Origin of the sequence: Leptolyngbya sp. FACHB-321, assembly GCF_014695975.1 — a bacterium.
In the GTDB taxonomy this organism is placed as follows: domain Bacteria; phylum Cyanobacteriota; class Cyanobacteriia; order Leptolyngbyales; family Leptolyngbyaceae; genus Stenomitos.
In genome coordinates this window covers 224,808-243,080 of record NZ_JACJPI010000083.1, presented here as the reverse complement: position 1 = coordinate 243,080, position 18,273 = coordinate 224,808, and the positions used below count along the sequence as shown (strand labels likewise).

Annotated in this window: 15 protein-coding genes; 9 read left to right on the top strand and 6 right to left on the bottom strand. The window is 51.8% G+C overall.

Translation table 11 applies throughout. The annotated features are described in order from the left end of the window. Positions 1 to 9: 9 nt before the first annotated feature. From H6F76_RS26500 to murD, 4 genes are all read left to right on the top strand, one after another. Entirely contained in the window at positions 10 to 2,508 is a 2,499-nt protein-coding gene (locus H6F76_RS26500) for a protein phosphatase 2C domain-containing protein (RefSeq protein ID WP_190512780.1), read from the top strand. 98 nt (positions 2,509 to 2,606) lie between these two features. Then, entirely contained in the window at positions 2,607 to 4,766 is a 2,160-nt protein-coding gene (glyS, locus tag H6F76_RS26495; RefSeq protein WP_190512779.1) for a glycine--tRNA ligase subunit beta, read from the top strand. Between the two features lie 281 nt (positions 4,767 to 5,047). Then, positions 5,048 to 5,413, top strand: coding sequence for a BON domain-containing protein (locus H6F76_RS26490; protein WP_190446368.1), 366 nt, complete (start codon positions 5,048 to 5,050; stop codon positions 5,411 to 5,413). 191 nt (positions 5,414 to 5,604) lie between these two features. Then, positions 5,605 to 6,987, top strand: a complete 1,383-nt coding sequence (gene murD / locus H6F76_RS26485) for a UDP-N-acetylmuramoyl-L-alanine--D-glutamate ligase (protein ID WP_190512960.1) — start codon at positions 5,605 to 5,607, stop codon at positions 6,985 to 6,987. A gap of 80 nt (positions 6,988 to 7,067) precedes the next feature. Here murD and queA read toward each other — a convergent pair whose 3' ends face one another. Further along, a complete protein-coding gene (queA, locus tag H6F76_RS26480; RefSeq protein WP_190512778.1) occupies positions 7,068 to 8,195 on the bottom strand; it encodes a tRNA preQ1(34) S-adenosylmethionine ribosyltransferase-isomerase QueA in 1,128 nt (375 codons plus the stop codon). 309 nt (positions 8,196 to 8,504) lie between these two features. On the opposite strand from queA, the gene H6F76_RS26475 reads away from it, so the two are divergent. Further along, entirely contained in the window at positions 8,505 to 8,894 is a 390-nt protein-coding gene (locus tag H6F76_RS26475) for a hypothetical protein (protein WP_190446426.1), read from the top strand. Positions 8,895 to 8,958: 64 nt separating this feature from the next. Here the strand turns inward: H6F76_RS26475 and H6F76_RS26470 are convergent, their stop codons facing one another. Continuing rightward, positions 8,959 to 9,459, bottom strand: a complete 501-nt coding sequence (locus H6F76_RS26470) for a YraN family protein (protein ID WP_190512777.1) — start codon at positions 9,457 to 9,459, stop codon at positions 8,959 to 8,961. A gap of 257 nt (positions 9,460 to 9,716) precedes the next feature. Between H6F76_RS26470 and H6F76_RS26465 the strand changes: the two genes are divergently transcribed. Then, positions 9,717 to 10,292, top strand: a complete 576-nt coding sequence (locus tag H6F76_RS26465; protein WP_190512776.1) for a pentapeptide repeat-containing protein — start codon at positions 9,717 to 9,719, stop codon at positions 10,290 to 10,292. Between the two features lie 176 nt (positions 10,293 to 10,468). Here H6F76_RS26465 and H6F76_RS26460 read toward each other — a convergent pair whose 3' ends face one another. Together H6F76_RS26460 and H6F76_RS26455 are read right to left on the bottom strand one after the other, a co-directional pair. After that, positions 10,469 to 11,317 carry a cyanophycinase gene (locus H6F76_RS26460; protein WP_190512959.1) on the bottom strand — a complete coding sequence of 283 codons (849 nt, stop codon included), beginning with the start codon at positions 11,315 to 11,317 and terminating at the stop codon, positions 10,469 to 10,471. 417 nt (positions 11,318 to 11,734) lie between these two features. Next, on the bottom strand, positions 11,735 to 11,947 hold the full coding sequence (locus tag H6F76_RS26455; RefSeq protein WP_190512775.1) for a hypothetical protein: 213 nt from the start codon (positions 11,945 to 11,947) through the stop codon (positions 11,735 to 11,737). 208 nt (positions 11,948 to 12,155) lie between these two features. Here H6F76_RS26455 and H6F76_RS26450 point away from each other — a divergent pair, with 208 nt between their 5' ends. Both H6F76_RS26450 and H6F76_RS26445 read left to right on the top strand, forming a co-directional pair. Continuing rightward, positions 12,156 to 14,066: an acetate--CoA ligase family protein gene (locus H6F76_RS26450; RefSeq protein WP_190512774.1), complete on the top strand. Its 1,911-nt coding sequence runs from the start codon at positions 12,156 to 12,158 to the stop codon at positions 14,064 to 14,066. 201 nt (positions 14,067 to 14,267) lie between these two features. Next, the gene (locus H6F76_RS26445) at positions 14,268 to 15,605 is read left to right on the top strand and encodes a homoserine dehydrogenase (protein WP_190512772.1); all 1,338 of its coding nucleotides are present in this window, start codon (positions 14,268 to 14,270) and stop codon (positions 15,603 to 15,605) included. Positions 15,606 to 15,656: 51 nt separating this feature from the next. Here the strand turns inward: H6F76_RS26445 and H6F76_RS26440 are convergent, their stop codons facing one another. After that, positions 15,657 to 16,058 carry a hypothetical protein gene (locus H6F76_RS26440; RefSeq protein WP_190512770.1) on the bottom strand — a complete coding sequence of 134 codons (402 nt, stop codon included), beginning with the start codon at positions 16,056 to 16,058 and terminating at the stop codon, positions 15,657 to 15,659. A 251-nt stretch (positions 16,059 to 16,309) separates the two neighbouring features. On the opposite strand from H6F76_RS26440, the gene H6F76_RS26435 reads away from it, so the two are divergent. Continuing rightward, positions 16,310 to 16,867, top strand: a complete 558-nt coding sequence (locus tag H6F76_RS26435) for a Uma2 family endonuclease (protein ID WP_277881288.1) — start codon at positions 16,310 to 16,312, stop codon at positions 16,865 to 16,867. Here H6F76_RS26435 and glcF read toward each other — a convergent pair. Further along, the gene (gene glcF / locus H6F76_RS26430; protein ID WP_190512768.1) at positions 16,813 to 18,273 is read right to left on the bottom strand and encodes a glycolate oxidase subunit GlcF; all 1,461 of its coding nucleotides are present in this window, start codon (positions 18,271 to 18,273) and stop codon (positions 16,813 to 16,815) included. The two genes, H6F76_RS26435 and glcF, sit on opposite strands and share 55 nt — an antisense overlap.

Here is an 18,273-nt window from a genome sequence, read left to right as displayed (position 1 = left end):
GGACGCTTCATGCACAGCGATACAACAATCTACTGCCCCAATCACGCCTGCCAGGCTCCCAATTCGGAGCGCCAACGGTCTTGCCAGCAGTGCCATACTTTTCTGCCCAAGCGTTACTTGTGGGCGATCGGTAAAGGCATAGAGTCCTGTCGATTGGGTGAACTGTTGGCGGAACGCTATAGCGTCAAACAGCCTCGTATTGTGCTGGATACAAAACCTGGGCTATTACCAGAGGCACCGACTGAAATTTCACCTGACCTCGAACCCTACCTGCGGTTAGTGTCGTATCAACTGCATGTGCCGCAGGTTTATGGGGTAGTGACCTTACCGCAAAAACGCAATAGTGGCATTTGGCTGCTGGAGCAAGCGCCACTTTACCCAGAAGGGGTGATGAGTGCATCGTTAGAGCCGCTTGAAGGACAACTGATGCCCGAGCTAACGGCTGTTTGGCAGCAGGCTAGCGCCTTGCGTCAGCTTCACTGGCTCTGGCAAATCGCACAGCTTTGGGAACCGCTTGCAGGCGAAGGCGTGGCAGCGTCGCTGTTGCAGCCAACACTGCTACGAGTAGAGGGATCGTTAGTACGACTCTTATCATTGCAGCCAGAGGGTCGAACACCAGCTACACTGGCAGCATTAGGGCAACTCTGGCAGCGGTGGCAACCCACAGCGAAACCAGACATTGCGGCATTCGTGGGCAAGCTCTGCCAGTTGATGCAGCAGGGGGACATACGGAATGCAGAACAGCTTGTAGCACTGCTCGATCGCGCCCTAGCTGACCGAGGGCGATCGCAGTCTCGTCAGCTGCACATCGCCACTGTGACCGACCAAGGACCCAGCCGACAACGCAATGAGGATGCTTGCTATCCCCCCAGTGGCACGCTTTGGGCAGATGTTGATCCAACGCAAACGCAGCCGTTAGTCGTGGTTTGCGATGGTATTGGTGGGCATGAAGGTGGCAATGTTGCCTCTAACCTGGCGATCGACACCGTACAACACCAGTTACAGTCTGTACTACAAGGCAGCACAACAGCACCGACAGTCTTAATGGTGCAATTGGAGCGGGTCGCACTGCAAGCCAACGATATCATCAGCCAGCGCAACGACAGCGAACAGCGGCAAGAACGACAGCGCATGGGCACAACATTGGTGGCAGCCCTGGCTCGTGACCACGAACTGTATCTCACCCACGTTGGCGATAGCCGTATCTACCGTATAAGCCGTTCTGGCTGCCATCAGGTCACGCTGGATGATGATTTGGCATCGCGGGAGGTACGGTTGGGCTATGCGTTGTACCGTCAAGCGCTCCAACAACCGGGATCTGGCTCATTGGTGCAGGCGTTGGGGATGAATGCCTCAACTCTGCTGCACCCGACTGTGCAGCGCTTTGTGCTGGATGAGGACTGCGTGTTTTTGTTGTGCTCTGATGGCTTGAGTGACTATGATCGCGTCGATGAATACTGGCAGAGCGAATTGCTACCGCTGCTAGACGGCAAGGTCAATGTCGCTACAGCAAGTCAGCGCTTGCTAGCGATCGCCAATCATGTGAATGGACATGACAACGTCACGATTGGGCTGTTGCACTGCCAGGTCAGCCCTAGCAAACTTGCTGGTACCAACGCGCCGCTCAATCTAGCTATGGATGTGCCTGACTTGGGTGCCAATGGGGGCGGAAACATGGACCCCACCATAGATACAACAACAGGTAGAACACAGAAGGTCTCTGCTGCTGCCCAAACGCAAGCCAGAACGCAAATTCTACCAACCCGCAAGCCAAGAACCAACCCCTTTTTAGCCTTACTGTCTTTGCTAGTGGTGCTGGGGATAGGAGGCGCGATCGCTTATGCTGCTTTTCCAGGCTTGCGACTGTGGACAGAGGTGCTACTGGGATCACGAACGCGCCCCTCACCAGAGCCGATCGCTACAACACCAGCGCCTACAAGTTCACCAGAAAGTCCAGCACCTAACGTAGAGACGTTAACGGTTGGGGCACTGATTCAGGTACAGCGCAATACAGTTGAAGCAACACCCACGGCTGAGGCAACACCTACAGCTGAGGCAACACCCACGACTGCCGAAACACTTACACTTACAGCGACCGAAACACCGCTGACGCTGTGGAGCCAGCCAGGGCAATCGACATTACCAAAGAGTGCCAGTGTGCGCTTAGGAACGCTTCCCGTTGGAGCTGTGCTGCAAATCTCAAGCCGACAGGCAGTACCCGATCGCGGCTATTGGCTCAAGCTCAAAGTTTGCTCTTTGCCTTCCACACCCGCATCCGCTTCTGCACCCACATCCGTTTCACCTGCGCCTACCAGTGTAAATACGCCAGCTACAGCCCCAGTTGCCGCCACACTCAAGCCAGGAGTCAGCGGCTGGATTGAGCAAGACACGATCGCGCCGCTTGTGACCTCAAACCTTGGTCTCAAAGCCTCGCAGCTAGGAGCATGCGCCACATTGCTACCTGGAGCAAACGCATCGCCCCTGCCAACGGTGCAGCCGACAAAGTAGTGAGCGGTCAAGTCGTGTCGGTCAACAAACCGCCCAGCCGTCTCTTAGCACGGTAAACTGATGAAATTAAAAGCTGTCTGGTGCTAGGTTCGGGAGTTATGGCAACGTTTTTGCTCGAGGTTGGAACTGAAGAATTGCCCGCCAGTTTTGTAGATGAAGCGCTAGCGCAGTGGCGATCGCGCCTGCCGCAAACGCTGCAAGACCATTACCTGACTCCAACGGCGATCGAGTTTTATGGCACCCCGCGACGGCTGGCAGTGCTGATTAAAGGGTTGCCCTTACAGCAGCCTGATCAAGAAGAAGAAGTCAAAGGTCCCCCGGCACAAGCTGCCTTCAAAGACGGTGAGCCCACGAAAGCTGCCATCGGTTTCGCCCAGAAGCAAGGCGTACCGCTCTCGTCTCTAGAAATTCGCCCGACGGAAAAAGGGGAGTTTACCTTTGTGCGTAAAACGATCGCCGGGCAACCCACCGCCGACATTTTGCAACAGCTTGTACCCGCATGGATTACTGCACTTCAGGGCAAGCGGTTTATGGTTTGGGGCGATGGCGACCTACGGTTTTCGCGCCCAATCCGTTGGCTAGTGGCACTGCTAGATGATGCCGTACTGCCGATCGCCCTGGTTAGTGGTTCCGAAACTTGCACCAGCGATCGACAGTCCTGGGGGCATCGCGTGCTCCATCCCCAACCGATCGCCCTCTCTCATGCTGATACCTATGTAGCTGCCCTTGCGTCTGCGTTTGTTACGGTAGACCTAGCCCAACGGCAAGAAACAATTCAACACCAGGTACAAGCTGCCGCTGCCGAAATTGGTGGGACTGCCGTTATCACTCCTGGGCTGCTGCGCGAAGTCACCAATCTAGTAGAGTGGCCCAGCGCTGTCGTTGGCACCTTCGAGCCAGACTTTCTAGAGTTGCCGCCCGAAGTTATCACGACCGAGATGGAGAGCCATCAGCGCTACTTCCCAGTGCTTAAGCAAGCAGATGGGATCGAGCTGCTGCCCTACTTCATCACTATTTCTAATGGCGATCCCGCCAAGTCTGACATTATTGCGGCTGGCAATGAGCGCGTCATCCGTGCCCGTCTGTCGGATGGCAAATTCTTTTTTGATGCCGATCGCGCCATTCCCCTTGAAAACTACCTACCCAAGCTCGAAACCGTTACCTTTCAGGAAAGCCTGGGATCGGTACGGGCAAAGGTCGATCGCATTAGCAAAAACGCTGCTTTAATTACCGACCAGCTACGCTTACAGCAGGATACGCAACAGCAGCAAGATATCCAGCGTGCAGCCTTGCTCTGTAAAGCGGATCTGGTAACGCAAATGGTGGGCGAATTCCCCGAACTGCAAGGCGTGATGGGGCAAAAATACGCGATCGCCAGTGGCGAGACAGAAGCAGTTGCCACTGCCATCTTCGAGCATTATCTGCCTAAAGGTGCTGGAGACACACTGCCTCAAACCCTGACAGGACAAATCGTTGGGCTTGCCGATCGCGTTGATACATTAGTCAGCATTTTTGGGCTGGGTTTGGTGCCAACTGGTTCCTCTGATCCCTTTGCGCTGCGCCGTGCCGCTAACGCGATCGTCAAAATTATTTGGGATGCCAAGCTGCCCCTCAATTTGTCCACTCTGGTCGAAGCCGTCACTGAGGCATTCAAGACCTCGTTTGCTGCAGTCATGAAGCCAAGTTTGGACGAGCTGAGGCAGCAGTTGCGAGATTTCTTGCTTCAGCGCACCCGCACCTTGCTACAAGAAGACGAGCACGTAGACTATGACTTAGTAAGTGCAGTGCTGGGCGAAAACGATGCTGAATACACGGAGCGGGCGCTGCAAGATTTGCTGGACGTGCGCGATCGTGCCCTCTTCCTACAAGCTCGTCGGCAAGATGGCACCCTGGCAACGATTTACGAGGTGGTCAACCGAGCCTCTCGCCTCGCTGCTCAAAGCGACCTGGCAACCAAACACCTTGACCCCACTGCCGTCATTCAGCCAAAGCTATTTCAAAAGCAGTCGGAGCAAGCATTTTACGATGCCTTGTGCCAACTACACACCGCTATGGCAGCGCAACCGCAAGACTACCAAACCCTGGTCGTAACCCTTAGCAAGACCACACCCACGCTGAGTCGCTTCTTTGACGGTGCTGATAGCGTTCTGGTGATGGATAATGACCCAGCCATTAAGCAAAATCGGCTGTACTTACTGGGTGTACTCCGCAATCATGCAAGAGTCCTGGCGGACTTTGGGGCGATCGTCAAAAGCTGAAGACAGCCCTATCACTGCCAACTTTTGTGCCCCGTGTTGACAGGTTTTCCCTCGAAATTCCGTCTCTCACCTTAATTAAGCAACTAACCATTCGTCTATTTAGAGAAAATCCTTCCTTCAGCAAGACATACTCCTAGTGGGTTTAGAGCGGGATCGCTATAGATCACTCGTTGGGTAGGGGCGTATCAACGCTGTACACCGACAGAATGTGTGTGTTCTTAACTTAATTGGTATCAGTTAGTTACCTGCGGTTGAGAAGGCATTTTTTTGGGAGGAAAACTATGGGTTGGTTACAACGAATTTTTGGTAAGGAAAAGCCTGCGGGCGCTCAAGTCAATCCAGCTCCGGCTCCTGTAACGCCAGAGGTGCCAGCAGCAGAACAAACCGCAACTGGTACGATCGCACCTGAGCGCGTGGGGTTAAACGGCGAATACGACCAGAGCGGTCTTGCCAAGCGGGTTGCCCTCGCTTTTGATGAAGATTCTACGCTAGACGACGTGGAAACACTCTGGGTCGCGCAACTTGGTACAAATGTTGTGTTGAAGGGGAAAGTGCCCAGTCAGGATGTCCTTAACAAAGCAGTCCAGATTGCCAGAAGCGTGAGTGGCGCAACCGATGTCACCACGGCTGAAGTAACTGTAGGCTAACGATCGTTCGTAGCAGTTAACGATCGCACTGCTCATGGTAAGTACGAATGTATCGTTAGCTCGTACGTTAGTAAAGGTGAGCGATCGCGAGTGATGTGTTGCTATCGATCGCTTGCCTTCACTCCTAACCAGCGGCTTGCTGTCCGTTAAGCGGTACCATGAGGGATGCAAACGCAGGAACACCGCAAGCTATGCCCAAAGCCTATGTGATCGGTCTGGGAAAATCGGGACTCGCAGCCGCCCGACTACTCAAGCGTGAGGGGTGGCAGGTAGCGGTCAGTGATTCCGGCAGTTCCGATGGGTTACAGCAACAGCAGCAGGTATTGACCGCTGAAGGCATCACGGGACAGTTGGGCGAATCCCTCACTCCGGCACGTGTGGAAGTATTGCACACAGAATCTGTCCAGCGGCTTGTCGTTAGCCCTGGTGTGCCCTGGGATCTACCAGGGCTAGTACGTGCCAGAGAGCTAGGCATTGAAACGATCGGCGAAACAGAGCTAGCGTGGCAACATCTGAAGCCTTGCCCCTGGATTGGCATTACAGGCACTAATGGCAAAACAACCACAACCACACTCATTGCCGCTATTTTTCAAACCGCAGGATTAGCTGCTCCGGCTTTTGGCAATATTGGGCTTGCCGCCTGTGAAGTGGCGCTCAGTGACAAAAAGCCAGACTGGGCGATCGCTGAACTCAGTAGCTATCAGATCGAATCATCGCCATCGATCGCACCCCGCATCGGTGTATGGACAACCTTCACACCCGACCATCTGAGTCGCCACAAAACGCTGGAACGCTACTGCGCTATTAAAGCTCAGTTACTCAACCAGTCTCACCATCAGGTCTTCAACGGCGATGATCCGTACTTGCGGAACTTAGGTAAACAAGCGTCTTATCCAGTGCGCGAAACCGCCTGCTGGACAAGCGTTAACGGCAAGGCTGCATTAATTGGCAACTCCCCTCACAGCGTCTACATTGAAGATGCCTGGGTACGAACGGCTACCGAACTAATTTTGCCGATCAGTCTGCTACGAATGCCGGGAGCGCACAATCGACAGAACCTCTTGATGGCAGTCGCCGCCGCAAAACTGGCAGGCATTGATAAAAGCGCGATCGCCCATGCTATTGCTAACTTCTCTGGCGTACCCCATCGCCTAGAACATATTCGCACCTGGCACGGCATTGACTTCATTAATGACAGCAAAGCAACTAATTACGATGCCGCCGAAGTGGGACTCACTGCCGTCAAGCATCCCACTATCCTCATTGCAGGCGGCGAAGCAAAACAGGGCGACGATGCTGCCTGGATCGCTGCCATTCAAGCCAACGTGACTGCGGTACTTTTGATTGGTAACGCTGCCCCTGCCTTTGCCGAACGCTTACAGCAGGCAAATTACTCCAGCGTTGAGATTGTGGAAACAATGGAACGAGCCGTCGAGCGATCGGCAGCACTTGCCAAACAGCACCAGACACCCGTCGTACTCCTCTCTCCCGCCTGCGCGAGCTTTGACCAGTACCCAAACTTTGAACAACGCGGTGAACACTTCCGTCAGCTTTGTCATGCGTTGCCAGAGTGAAAGAGGTGAAAGAGTGAAAGGGTGAAAGGGTGAAGAGTCAGTGGAACTCAAAACTCAAAACTCTCCCTAATCCCCATCCCCTATTCCCTACTCCCCACTCCTGCCTCTGGCAAAATTAACATCGCATCCCCAAAGGAGTAAAAGCGATACTGCTCTGCAATCGCCACCTGGTACAGATCTAACAAGCGCTGTCGTCCGATCAGGGCGCTGACCAGCATGAGCAAGCTCGACTTCGGTAGGTGAAAATTTGTCATCAATCCATCAACGACTCGCCATTTGTAACCGGGGTAAATGAACAAATTAGTCTTGCCGCAAAAGGTCTGTATCGTGCCGCTTTGTGCTGCTGCTTCGAGCGATCGCACAACGGTTGTCCCAACTGCAATGATGCGTCCACCGCTTGCTTTGGTTTCCTGAATCTTCGCTACTGTTTCTGGTGGCACGTCTACCCATTCAGCATGCATTGTATGGTCAGTGATTGCCGCTGCCTCCACTGGACGAAAGGTGCCCACGCCAACGTGCAACGTCACAAAAGCCTGCTTAATACCGTGTGCTTGCAAGCGTTCTAGTAAAGCAGGCGTAAAGTGTAACCCTGCTGTCGGTGCCGCGATCGCACCAGGGCGATCGGCATAGACCGTCTGATACTGCTCTGGCTGTGCCTCGGACTCAGTGATGTAGGGTGGTAGCGGTACTTGCCCAAGCCGCTCAATCCACTCGTCGAGCGTGGTTTCCGGTGGCACGTTAAATTGCAAAAGGCGTCCACCCGTAGCCGCATCAATCGACAGAACCGTGGCACTTAAGCTGCCTGCCTCTTGCTGTTGGTCTGCTGGCTCCTGCCCCCCAAACACGATCGTCGCACCCGGCTTAAGCCGCCGACCCGGTTTTACCAGTGCCAACCAGCGATCGCTCGTACCGTGCACAGTGCCCTTGGATGGGTCGACAGCCTGTGACTCCAGCAGCAGCACCTCTACAGGCATCCCGCTTGTTTTGTGCCCGTGCAGCCGAGCTGGAATCACGCGAGTGTTATTCAACACCAACAAATCGCCCGATCGCAACCAATCTGGCAACGTCTGCACGATCGTATGGCAATGCTGCACGGTATCCTGTACCACCAGCAACCGTGACTGATCACGAGGAACGCACGGCGCTTGAGCAATCAATCCTTCAGGCAACGTATAGTCATAAGCAGTCAGCAGGCGGTCAGAACTCATTACAGGCAAGTTAGTTTTAGTAGAAGTAGTCAGAAGTAACGCTTAGTACACTTATCATTTCGGCTACACCTATAAGTCTGCTTACAGAGACTGCAAGCTGGTTTGGTGTAATCCACCTACGTAGATTTTTTGGTTTGTAGACGTGGCTTTAACCACCAGTTAATCCTTCAGCCTTTAGCCCTAACTCCCTACCCCTCCTCCTTTCGGATTGGGTGATAACACGCTCCACTTCGGGGGGTTCTCCCCTGGTATTTACTGATACGTTTAGCGACTATAGATGGTGTAAGCGGTTGCTGGTCAAAAACTGTGGTGGACTATCTGTATTATCTTGCAAATGCGTCCCTTACATTAAGGGTTGTAGAGTATCTACACTGCTCAAGTCGGCTTCCAGTCAGCTTTATGACCGTGATCCACCAAATTGACGGGTGGATTGTAAAGGTGAAAATGAGCCGTTGCCTGGAGCCTCATGAGCATGGCGACTTCCGAGCTTTGATGCATGAACTGGGCATTCCATGTGACCCAGGTATTCGCGTCCAAATGGCACTATGGGGTTTGGAAACGGGGCAGTCACCAGTTGAGGTGATGCATCGTTATCAGGTTGCAGTCGTCTCGCATGGCACACCAGAGCGCGAGGAGATTGAAGCGTTTCGTCAGCAGTTTGTGCAGGGGTTAGGCTACTGCCCAGAAACGTTGGCGTAATGCGTAGAGAAGCGGACGTATCGCTAGAGATTCTACTGTTTTGATACGTCCTATTTGATACATCCTAATCGAGCGTGAAGGCAGCAGGAATATAGTCTTGAAGCGTCAGGCTGTAATCAGCGATTGCCTTCCTCGCTTGGCTTACATCATCTGACAGCACGGTTGGTTGAGGCTGATACCGACAGCAGACCAGCGCCACATCAAATTGACAAGGTAATTCTGCCCAGTCGGGATGATCTGCTAAAAAGAGTTGTGCCGTTTTCCAAAGTTTTGACTGCTTCTGAGCGGTGATTGCCAGCGCACCATCACTGTCCCAGTTGCCTCGACTGCGGGTTTTAACCTCCACAAACGCTAGGGCGATCGGCTGTGTTGGTAGTTGTGCTGAGGGCTGACCAACGACTAAATCGAGTTCGCCCCATCGACAGTGCCAGCGTTTCTGCAACAGAAGCCAGCCACGATCGCACAACCATTGAGCTACCAAAGCTTCTCCTAAGGAACCAATATCTGAGGCTTCTGCGTTAGTACTGCGCTTGCGACTTATTTGAAGCTTTGGCTTTTGAGGCATGAGCGGTGGAACAGAACGAGATACTAAGTCTTTCTTCAATACTTTAATATCGACAATCCCGGCGCTAAACTCACGTTGCTGAAGCGCTCTACTGTTTCGGTTTACTGCTGCCAGACTAGAAGCGCAACGGATTCAGGTAGGATCGAAGGAGTAGCGATCGTATTCACTCACCCAGTAACAAAGCGTCTGCTTAGGGCGGTGAGCAAAGATGAAGGCGCTACTGCGATCGCAGTTGGGTTCGGTAGTAAGCAGCAACAATGAGCATCAAACGATTGGGCACGGCAATCGGTCAGCACGTTAAACGATGGCTTGCAGCACTGGTTAAGCAACAGATATGGCAGCAGCGACGGACAATTACGGTAAGCCTCATCTGTTGGAGCGCGATCGTGATTAGTCTCTGGCTCGTTAGCCCTATGGCTGCGTTGGCAGATGACTACAACCGAGATTTTTTGGTCGGCGCTGATTTTTCTGGCAAAGATTTAACCGACTCTAGCTTTACAAAAGCAAATCTCCGGGGCAGTAACTTTAGCCATAGTGACCTACATGGCGTAAGTTTTTTTGGTGCCAACTTGGAGGACGTAAACTTTGAGGGTGCCGACTTACGAAACGCTACCTTAGATGCTGCACGGTTTACAGGCGCTAACCTGACCAATGCCAATCTAGAGGGGGCGTTTGCCTTCAATGCCAAATTTGGCGGGGCGATCGTAGACGGTGCTGACTTCACTGATGTTGATGTGCGGCAGGATGCTCAAACTCTCCTATGCCAATCAGCAAAAGGGAAAAACCCCGTCACTGGACGCAATACGCGCGACACGCTGAACTGCAAAACGTAGGATGGATTGCCTTAGCCTCTGTATTGATACCTTGACCAAAAACTTGTAATAAGGCAAAGCTTAGCCAAGTAGCTTTCGCGCTTGGGTGGCGCTATGACTGACGGCATTTGGTGTTCTTGGTCAAACCAGATGCCGTCAGAATCACTTACTTGGACGATCGCATTTCAGCTAGCAGCTTATTTAAGCTCCATTGGCGAGCGCGTTTCTAGATCAAACTTGTACCCGTGGGGAAGAATGTGCAGCGTTGCGTTACACAAAGCCAAGGGTTCGTCTCGTAAGAGTTCTTCCACATTATTGTGGGTAAGGTTTGCCACATCCACAATAGTGATTGCGCCTGCACCAATCACTTCTAGCTCTTTGCCATTGATCGCGATCGCGGTGTTTTCATCAATGCCAAAACCCAGATTGACAGGCTGCTGGGCGATCGCAGATAGCAACCGTCCTAAGCGACCACGTTGGGCAAAATGCTGATCGATTACAACGCCCGGTAAGAAGCCCATACCCCGATCCATGCTAACCACTTCCATCCGTGGGTTCGTTTCAGACTCGCCTTCCACAATCATCATGTCGGGCATCATTGCTGCACCAGCACTCGTCCCAGCAATGACAACACCATCAGCAAACCGCTTGTGCAGCATTGCATCCAGTTGTGTGTCCTTCAGACATTCTGTGATGCGGGCCTGGTTGCCACCTGTAAAGAAGACGCCTGTCGCCTGCTGAATCAACTCTAGACCTTTGGGATCATCAGCATCTTCTCGTCTGGCAGTGTCAACCACCCGAACTGATTCCACACCCAGACGCTCAAAGACATTAAGGTACGTTTCTCCAACCTCTCCGGGTAACCCTGTAGCAACGGTCATCACAACAATACGTGCCTGTAACCCACCAGACCGACGTACAAATTCGCGCAGAATAGTGCAATCGCCTTCTTTATCTTCTGCTCCACCAATAATGACTAGTTGCCCATGCGTTTCTGGAAGTGCAACACTCTCCTGCGCTTCGGCAGCATCTTCCTGAGACGCCATCACCGCCGATCCTTGAGCCTCGTGTCCTGTCATAGTGTCTCCGCGTTGTGTTGAGGTGGTCTTTTAATAAAACACAGTGCTCTGCACAGTTGCCTTCACCGTTCGGTAGATTTTGATACTTTTCCGATGGAAAATCGCTCTAGCGACCTAACTTTATCTCTCTGATATTTCTAAAGGCAGTAGGTTTACGAGTCGATCGTCACACTAGGGTTGATCGAGAAAAAGTAAATAATAAAAAACCGGCTCAGTAAATGAACCGGAAGCACGTAGGAGCTAAATTAAGCACTACTTAGAGACCAAGTTTCGACTGCACTCAACCCACTTATACAAGACTGAGAGCATTGAAACTTGGGCGTAAGCACTCAGTTGAACGCGAAGTCGAAATGCAGCTTACAAACAATTACACCCAGCTACTTACTAAACGGGTTGCTGCATTAAGCGAGATAGAAAAGTACGTGCCTGATTGAGGGTTAAATGCTTGGGCTTTCCTTCATACACAATCTGATACGAATCAGGATATTCACTGTCACCATATCCTGAAATTAAGTGTCGATGGAAGGCAGCCTCAGCAAGATTATGCACTTCCATTCTTAGATTCAACACTGTTTCGCTCGTGGCTGTCTTGTTCATAAAATCATGACTGAATAACAAAGCGATCCTTCTGTTCTATACATTGAACGCTATTGTTTCACCCTTCAAAAGTGGTATTTCCTAAGATGTACCTTTAAATGGTTTGCTGTTAATGCTTTACAAAACTGCTACAGATCGTAACCTGCGATAGAAGAACGTGTGAGAACGATAGGACTAGGGTAGTAACGGTCTACTGGAGATACTTATTATGGTTGTGGATCAAAGTGTTGATCTGGTTCGCGTGAATGCCCGTACGACAGATGCCTTTGACATCTTCAATCTCAGGCACTACATCGGTCCTAATCCCGATCTTGGCACAGCAGCAGCAGCGTTCGATTTTGCTCTGGTAGAAGCAAACCCGCCTCGATCGCTGGAAGAATATGTTGCAGTGATTGGCAATCGTTATCCCCTTTTGCTTAAAGAAACACACAAATCTTACGCGCATCTGTTTGCCCGCACGGTTGCTGAAGTTAGCAAGCTAGAGATGGATCTGCACATAACTCAGTGGGCTGTTAAGCAGCAGGGCAGTCGTACCCGGATTGCGGTACAGGCAGTACATGCACGGACGAGTCGGGCGATCGTTTACTGCGTGTGGGACTGGTTTGAAGCGATTACACGCGATCGACGTTTTTGGATCGAAGACCAAATTGAGGTACTGCAAGAGACCTTCCGCGACTCCGTTTTTGGTGGTCCTACTGTTTATGCACTGCTTCAAACTGCCTATGATCTCGGCATTCCTACCTTTTATCTGTGGGATGAGCGGTTAATGCAGTACGGCTATGGCAGAAAGCAGGTACGAGGCATTGCTACGACCTTTGACCATGACAGCCACATTGATTCAGATTTCACCACAGGCAAGGATGACTGCAAAGCCTTCCTGCATACGCTAGGCTTTCCTGTACCTCACGGTAGCATCGTCTACACTGAGGCAGAAGCGTTGACCGCCGCTGATCGCATTGGCTATCCCGTTGCAGTGAAGCCAGTCGTTGGGCACAAGGGCATTGGTGTCACGGCGGGCATTATGGACGAAACGGAGCTAGTGCAAGCGTTCGAGCGGGCTGTTGCAGCCGTTCCCGAAGATCAGTCCATTCGCATCATTGTTGAAAAAAGCATTGCAGGTAAAGATTTTCGCTTGCTTTGTGTCGCTGGTAAATTTGTAGCCGCAACTGAGCGCCGTCCTGCATCAGTAACAGGGGATGGCAAGTCAACCATCAACGAACTGATCGACCGCGAAAACCGCACACCAGCCAGAGTTGATACACCCACCTCACCACTGGGCAAAATTAAGTGCGATGAGGCAATGGAGCGCTATCTAGACGAGCAAGGTTTGTCGCTCAATTCGGTTTTGGAAGCCGATCGCACCATTTATCTTCGCAAGGTTGCTAACCTTTCGGCAGGTGGCTTAAGCATTGATGCCACCCGTCAGATGCATCCCGATACCATCATTCTGGCGCAAGATATTGCCCAACATTTTCGCCTGACCTGTCTGGGTATTGATGTGATCGCCCAAGACCTTTCGGAGTCCTGGAAGAAAGGCAACTTTGGCATTATCGAGATTAATGCGGCTCCTGGCATCAATATGCACCTGAAACCTGCGATCGGCGAAAGTGTTGATGTTCCCGCTTACCTTCTCAAAACCTTTTTTGAAACAGGCAAAGCGGCTCGTATTCCGATCATTAGCTGCAACCGCATTTCTGTACCAGAACTGCAAGAGATCGCGGATTACATTCTGCGTCACCAGCCGGATTGGACGATCGGTGCCGTTTGTGCCAAAGGTGTTTTCATCAATCGCTCTGAAAAACACCAGCATATAGACTACAACACCAACGTCCAAAACTTGCTACGCAACCCTCGGCTCGATTTGCTCATTGCCGAATACCGCGAAGATGTCCTTGAGCGCGATGGAATGTTTTACTACGGCAGCAACATCGTTGTTTTAGACGAGCCTACTGAGGTAGAAAAGATGCTAGCACGCGATGTCTTCGAGGACTCTGTCGTTGTGATTAAACAAGAGGACACCGTTTCCATTCATCGCAATGGATTGATTGAGCAGTATCAATTAGGCGAAGACGAGCCGTTTAGCCGAGTTTACTTGAAAGAAATCGCAACGCTGTTGTAGGGCAAGTGAAGAGAGAGGGGGGTGTAAAGGCAAAAGGCAAAAGGCAAAAGGCAAAAGGCTGTGGTTGGAATCAACTTAAAACTCTGCCTCCCCTGCCTCTCCTACTCCCCGACTCCCCTGCCTCTCCTACTTCCCTTACACCTCACTCCTCTCCCCTCTCCTTTACAATAAGTGTGAACTCTTGCACGGCAGGTTGAGACTGTGGGCTTCAAAATTGGTCTATTGGGTTTGGGAACAGTTGGAACGGGAACTGTGCAGATTTTGCTTAACCCGTCCCAGCGTCATCCCTTAGTGCAAGAGCTAGAGCTGTATCGGGTGGGAGTTCGATCGCTCGAAAAGTCTCGTGCTGTTGATCTGCCGCCAAGTATCATCACCACTGACCTAGACGCGATCGTTACTGACCCAGACATAGACATTGTGGTCGAGGTCATGGGTGGACTGGAACCAGCCCGATCGCTCATCCTGAAAGCGATCGCCCACGGCAAGCACGTAGTCACGGCAAACAAGGCAGCGATCGCGCGATACGGAGCCGAAATCTTTACAGCAGCAGAAAAAGCAGGCGTATATGTGCTGCTAGAAGCCGCAGTCGGCGGTGGTATTCCGGTCATTGAGCCGCTCAAACAATCGCTTTGCGCCAATCGCCTGCATACCGTCACTGGCATTATTAATGGCACAACCAACTACATTCTGTCGCGGATGCAGACCGAGGGAGGCGATTTTGCCAGCATTCTAGCCGATGCTCAACGGCTGGGGTATGCCGAAGCTGACCCAACTGCCGATGTCGATGGTTTAGATGCAGCCGACAAAATTGCAATTCTGGCATCCCTAGCGTTTGGTGGTCGCATTAAGTTACCGGACGTGCATTGTGAGGGTATCCGGCAAGTGAGCGCTGCTGATATTGCCTATGCAGAGAAACTAGGCTTCGTGATCAAGCTGTTGGCAGTGGCAAAGCGGGAGGATCTTACGACTGAAACCCCAACCACAGAAACGGCGACCCTACAGGTACGAGTGCATCCAACGTTAGTACACACCAGCCATCCGCTTGCAAGTGTTAGCGGTGTTTACAATGCGATCGTGATTGAGGGCGAGCCGATCGGACAGGTAATGTTCTTTGGTCCTGGTGCGGGGGCGGGTCCAACTGCCAGTGCAGTGGTTGCCGACATCCTGAATATTGCTGCCATTCTTAAAGTAGAGCGGGGCACTACTACACGATCGAACGGGCTGCCCTTGCTCGATCCTTTACTTGCCTGTTCGCATCAAGACTATTGCACGATCGCCCCCATGGCAGACCTGGTGACGCGCTTTTATGTCCGTTTTCTCACGAAAGACTTCCCTGGTGTGATTGGCAAACTGGGCACTTGCTTTGGCAACCACAACGTCAGCCTAGAGTCGATCGTGCAGACAGGTTTGCGCGATGACCTGGCAGAAATCGTCGTCGTCACTCACCATGTCCGCGAGGGCAACTTCCGCACGGCGCTAGACGAAATTCGGGTCATGGAAGCAGTCAGTAGCATTGCCAGTACGTTGCGGGTGCTTTAGCAAGTACCCTGATGATTGCGCCAGATCATTGCGCTCTTAAAATTGAAGCTATTAGAAACCAAATCGTTGTCTAATTTTTTCGACAAGGGCACTTTCTTCTACCGCTATAGTTGAGTCCACTTGTATCAGTTCTTGAACAACCTCCAAAGCTAGATTCCGCAAATTGTGGTGTTTGAGGCGATCGCTTATATCAAGGAGTAGTGCTTCGGTTTTTTCCTGACTTTGAAGCGCAGTACGAACTTTTGGCAGCGCCGCATTGATATAAAACTCCCAAGAATGTTTGGAAGGTAGATCGAGCGATGAAACGTAATCTGTCACGAAGTCTTGTTCACTCAGCTTAATTGCTTTATCACTCAGCATAACAAGATACAGCAGGTCAATAATTGCTTCATCCTGCGCTTGCTCATTTTCAGAATAATGTAGTAGTTCTTTAGCTTTTTCAAACAGCAACATGGTTAATTTTCCTCTTCAGGACATAAAGGTTCTGGCAGTATCCTGACCTACTTCTGTCTACATACTGAACAATGATCGTTCCTGAACTCTCACTTGCTATAGACGCTTTCCTCTGTAAGGTAGGCCTGCTACAACTGTTTCATCCTGGTCTGCTGCTGAGATTTAGCAGTACTTCCAATTTCAATTAACCCACAGTGGTAACGATCATGATTGCTCAAATTAAGTCATACCAGATGACACCCGCAGAATAGCTGGAGTGGGAACCCACACAGGAAGATCGGTACGAGTATGTGGATGGAGAAGTCTTTGCGATGACAGGAGGCTCGAAGCCTCATAATCGGATTGCGCTTAACCTGGCAACGGCATTAGATGGCTATCTGCAAGACAAGGGCTGTGAGCTTTACATGGCGGATGTCAAAGTACAGGCATCGCCAACCAGCGCCTACCATTACCCAGATTTGGTAGTGACGTGCGATCGCCGCGATCAGAACTCCAATCAATTCGTGCAATATCCTTGCCTGATCATCGAGGTGCTGTCGCCATCCACCGAAGCATATGACTGGGGCAGCAAGTTTGCCCGCTACCGTAAGCTAGAAACCCTGCAAGAATATGTGCTGATTGAGTCAACGGCGATCAACGTAGAGTGCTTTCGGCGCAACGCTGAAGGCTTTTGGGTACTGCATCCCTATGAAGCAGGCGACACTACAACCTTAAAAAGCATCGGCTTCTCGCTGGCGATCGACACGCTCTATCGTCAAGTGCGGCTTGATGAAACGGCGATCGCTTCGGATGGGGAAGCCGTCAATTGAATGCCCCGAATCGAGTAATCTAGCAATTGCATCGGATGCAGCACAGGTACCGTTTTGCCCTGAAGCTGTAGGTGCCTGCTAATTTGCACAAAGCAGCCAATGTTAGCTGAGGCAATGAGCGAGGCACCTGTCTGAAGCAAATTTTCGACCTTTTGCCGACCGAGTTCTGCTGCCACCTCTGGCTGCAAGATATTGTAAACACCGGCACTGCCACAGCACAGTGCAGCATCCACTGGTTCTCGTAGCCGCACACCTGGAATTTGCTTGAGCAGCTGGCGCGGCTGGACGCTAATCTTTTGCCCGTGCAGCATATGGCAAGCATCCTGGTAGACTAACGTTAGCGGCTCGTCCTGCAACGGCGAGAGGTGGGCAGTCAGCCCGACATCAGCAAGAAATTCCTGCACATCCTTCACTTTCGCAGCAAAGTCTTTGGCTCGCTCTCGGTACTCAGGGTCATCCTGCAAAATGCTGCCGTACTCCTTAAGCGTATGCCCACAACCAGACGCATTGATGATAATGGCATCTAGGTTTGTACCGGCAAAGCTGTCAATGAGCTGACGTGCCAGCGTTTTAGTTTGGTCTTCTTGCCCCTGGTGATGGGTGAGCGCACCGCAACAGCCTTGGGTCGGTGGCACAATCACTTCGCAACCGTTAGCAGTTAGCACGCGCACAGTCGCGTCATTCACTTCGGGGTTGAAGAGCCGTTGGACACAGCCAAGCAGCAAGCCTACTCGATAGCGCTGCTTGCCCTGCGCTGGAATCACCTCAGGTAAAGGATCTTGAAACGCTTGGGCAGAAATAGGTGGTAACATCGCCTCCATCGCTGCCAGTTGGGGTGAAAGCGACTTCAGGAAGCCTAACGATCGCACCAAGCGCTGCAAGCCTGTTTTCTGATATAGACCGAGGGGACGCAGCATGAGCCGTAGCCGATCGGGATACGGAAAGGTGGAGAAGATGAGACGACGCAAGAGAGTTTCAGGGAGCGATCGTGTCTGGTTGCGTTCGACCTGCGATCGGGTCGACTCAATGAGCTTGTCGTAGCGCACCCCCGAAGGGCAGGTGGTCACACAGGCAAGACAGCCCAGGCACGAATCAAAATGCTGCGTCGTTGCAGTAGACAGGGGAATTTGTCCCTCATTCACCCCATCCATGAGGTAAATCCGTCCTCTCGGCGAATCCATCTCTTTGCCAAGCACCCGATAGCTAGGGCACGTAGAGAGGCAAAATCCACAGTGAACGCAAGCGTCGATCAGGGTAGGATCAGGGGGATTGTGCGCATCAAAGGCTAACAGAGAAGGGCTAAAGTCTAAATTCGAGCCTAGCTCATCCCCTTTCAACCTTGATCCTTTATCTGTTCCCTCAGCGTCCTTAGTCTCAGACTCAAACTTTTCGTAACTAGCACTCAT

What these genes read in the sequence shown, in the direction of transcription:
- H6F76_RS26500 (WP_190512780.1), top strand. Translation starts at nt 10, where the DNA reads ATGCACAGCGATACAACAATCTACTGCCCCAATCACGCCTGCCAGGCT.
- glyS (WP_190512779.1), top strand. Translation starts at nt 2,607, where the DNA reads ATGGCAACGTTTTTGCTCGAGGTTGGAACTGAAGAATTGCCCGCCAGT.
- H6F76_RS26490 (WP_190446368.1), top strand. Translation starts at nt 5,048, where the DNA reads ATGGGTTGGTTACAACGAATTTTTGGTAAGGAAAAGCCTGCGGGCGCT.
- murD (WP_190512960.1), top strand. Translation starts at nt 5,605, where the DNA reads ATGCCCAAAGCCTATGTGATCGGTCTGGGAAAATCGGGACTCGCAGCC.
- queA (WP_190512778.1), bottom strand. Translation starts at nt 8,195, where the DNA reads ATGAGTTCTGACCGCCTGCTGACTGCTTATGACTATACGTTGCCTGAA.
- H6F76_RS26470 (WP_190512777.1), bottom strand. Translation starts at nt 9,459, where the DNA reads ATGCCTCAAAAGCCAAAGCTTCAAATAAGTCGCAAGCGCAGTACTAAC.
- H6F76_RS26465 (WP_190512776.1), top strand. Translation starts at nt 9,717, where the DNA reads ATGAGCATCAAACGATTGGGCACGGCAATCGGTCAGCACGTTAAACGA.
- H6F76_RS26460 (WP_190512959.1), bottom strand. Translation starts at nt 11,317, where the DNA reads ATGGCGTCTCAGGAAGATGCTGCCGAAGCGCAGGAGAGTGTTGCACTT.
- H6F76_RS26455 (WP_190512775.1), bottom strand. Translation starts at nt 11,947, where the DNA reads ATGAACAAGACAGCCACGAGCGAAACAGTGTTGAATCTAAGAATGGAA.
- H6F76_RS26450 (WP_190512774.1), top strand. Translation starts at nt 12,156, where the DNA reads ATGGTTGTGGATCAAAGTGTTGATCTGGTTCGCGTGAATGCCCGTACG.
- H6F76_RS26440 (WP_190512770.1), bottom strand. Translation starts at nt 16,058, where the DNA reads ATGTTGCTGTTTGAAAAAGCTAAAGAACTACTACATTATTCTGAAAAT.
- glcF (WP_190512768.1), bottom strand. Translation starts at nt 18,273, where the DNA reads ATGAGTGCTAGTTACGAAAAGTTTGAGTCTGAGACTAAGGACGCTGAG.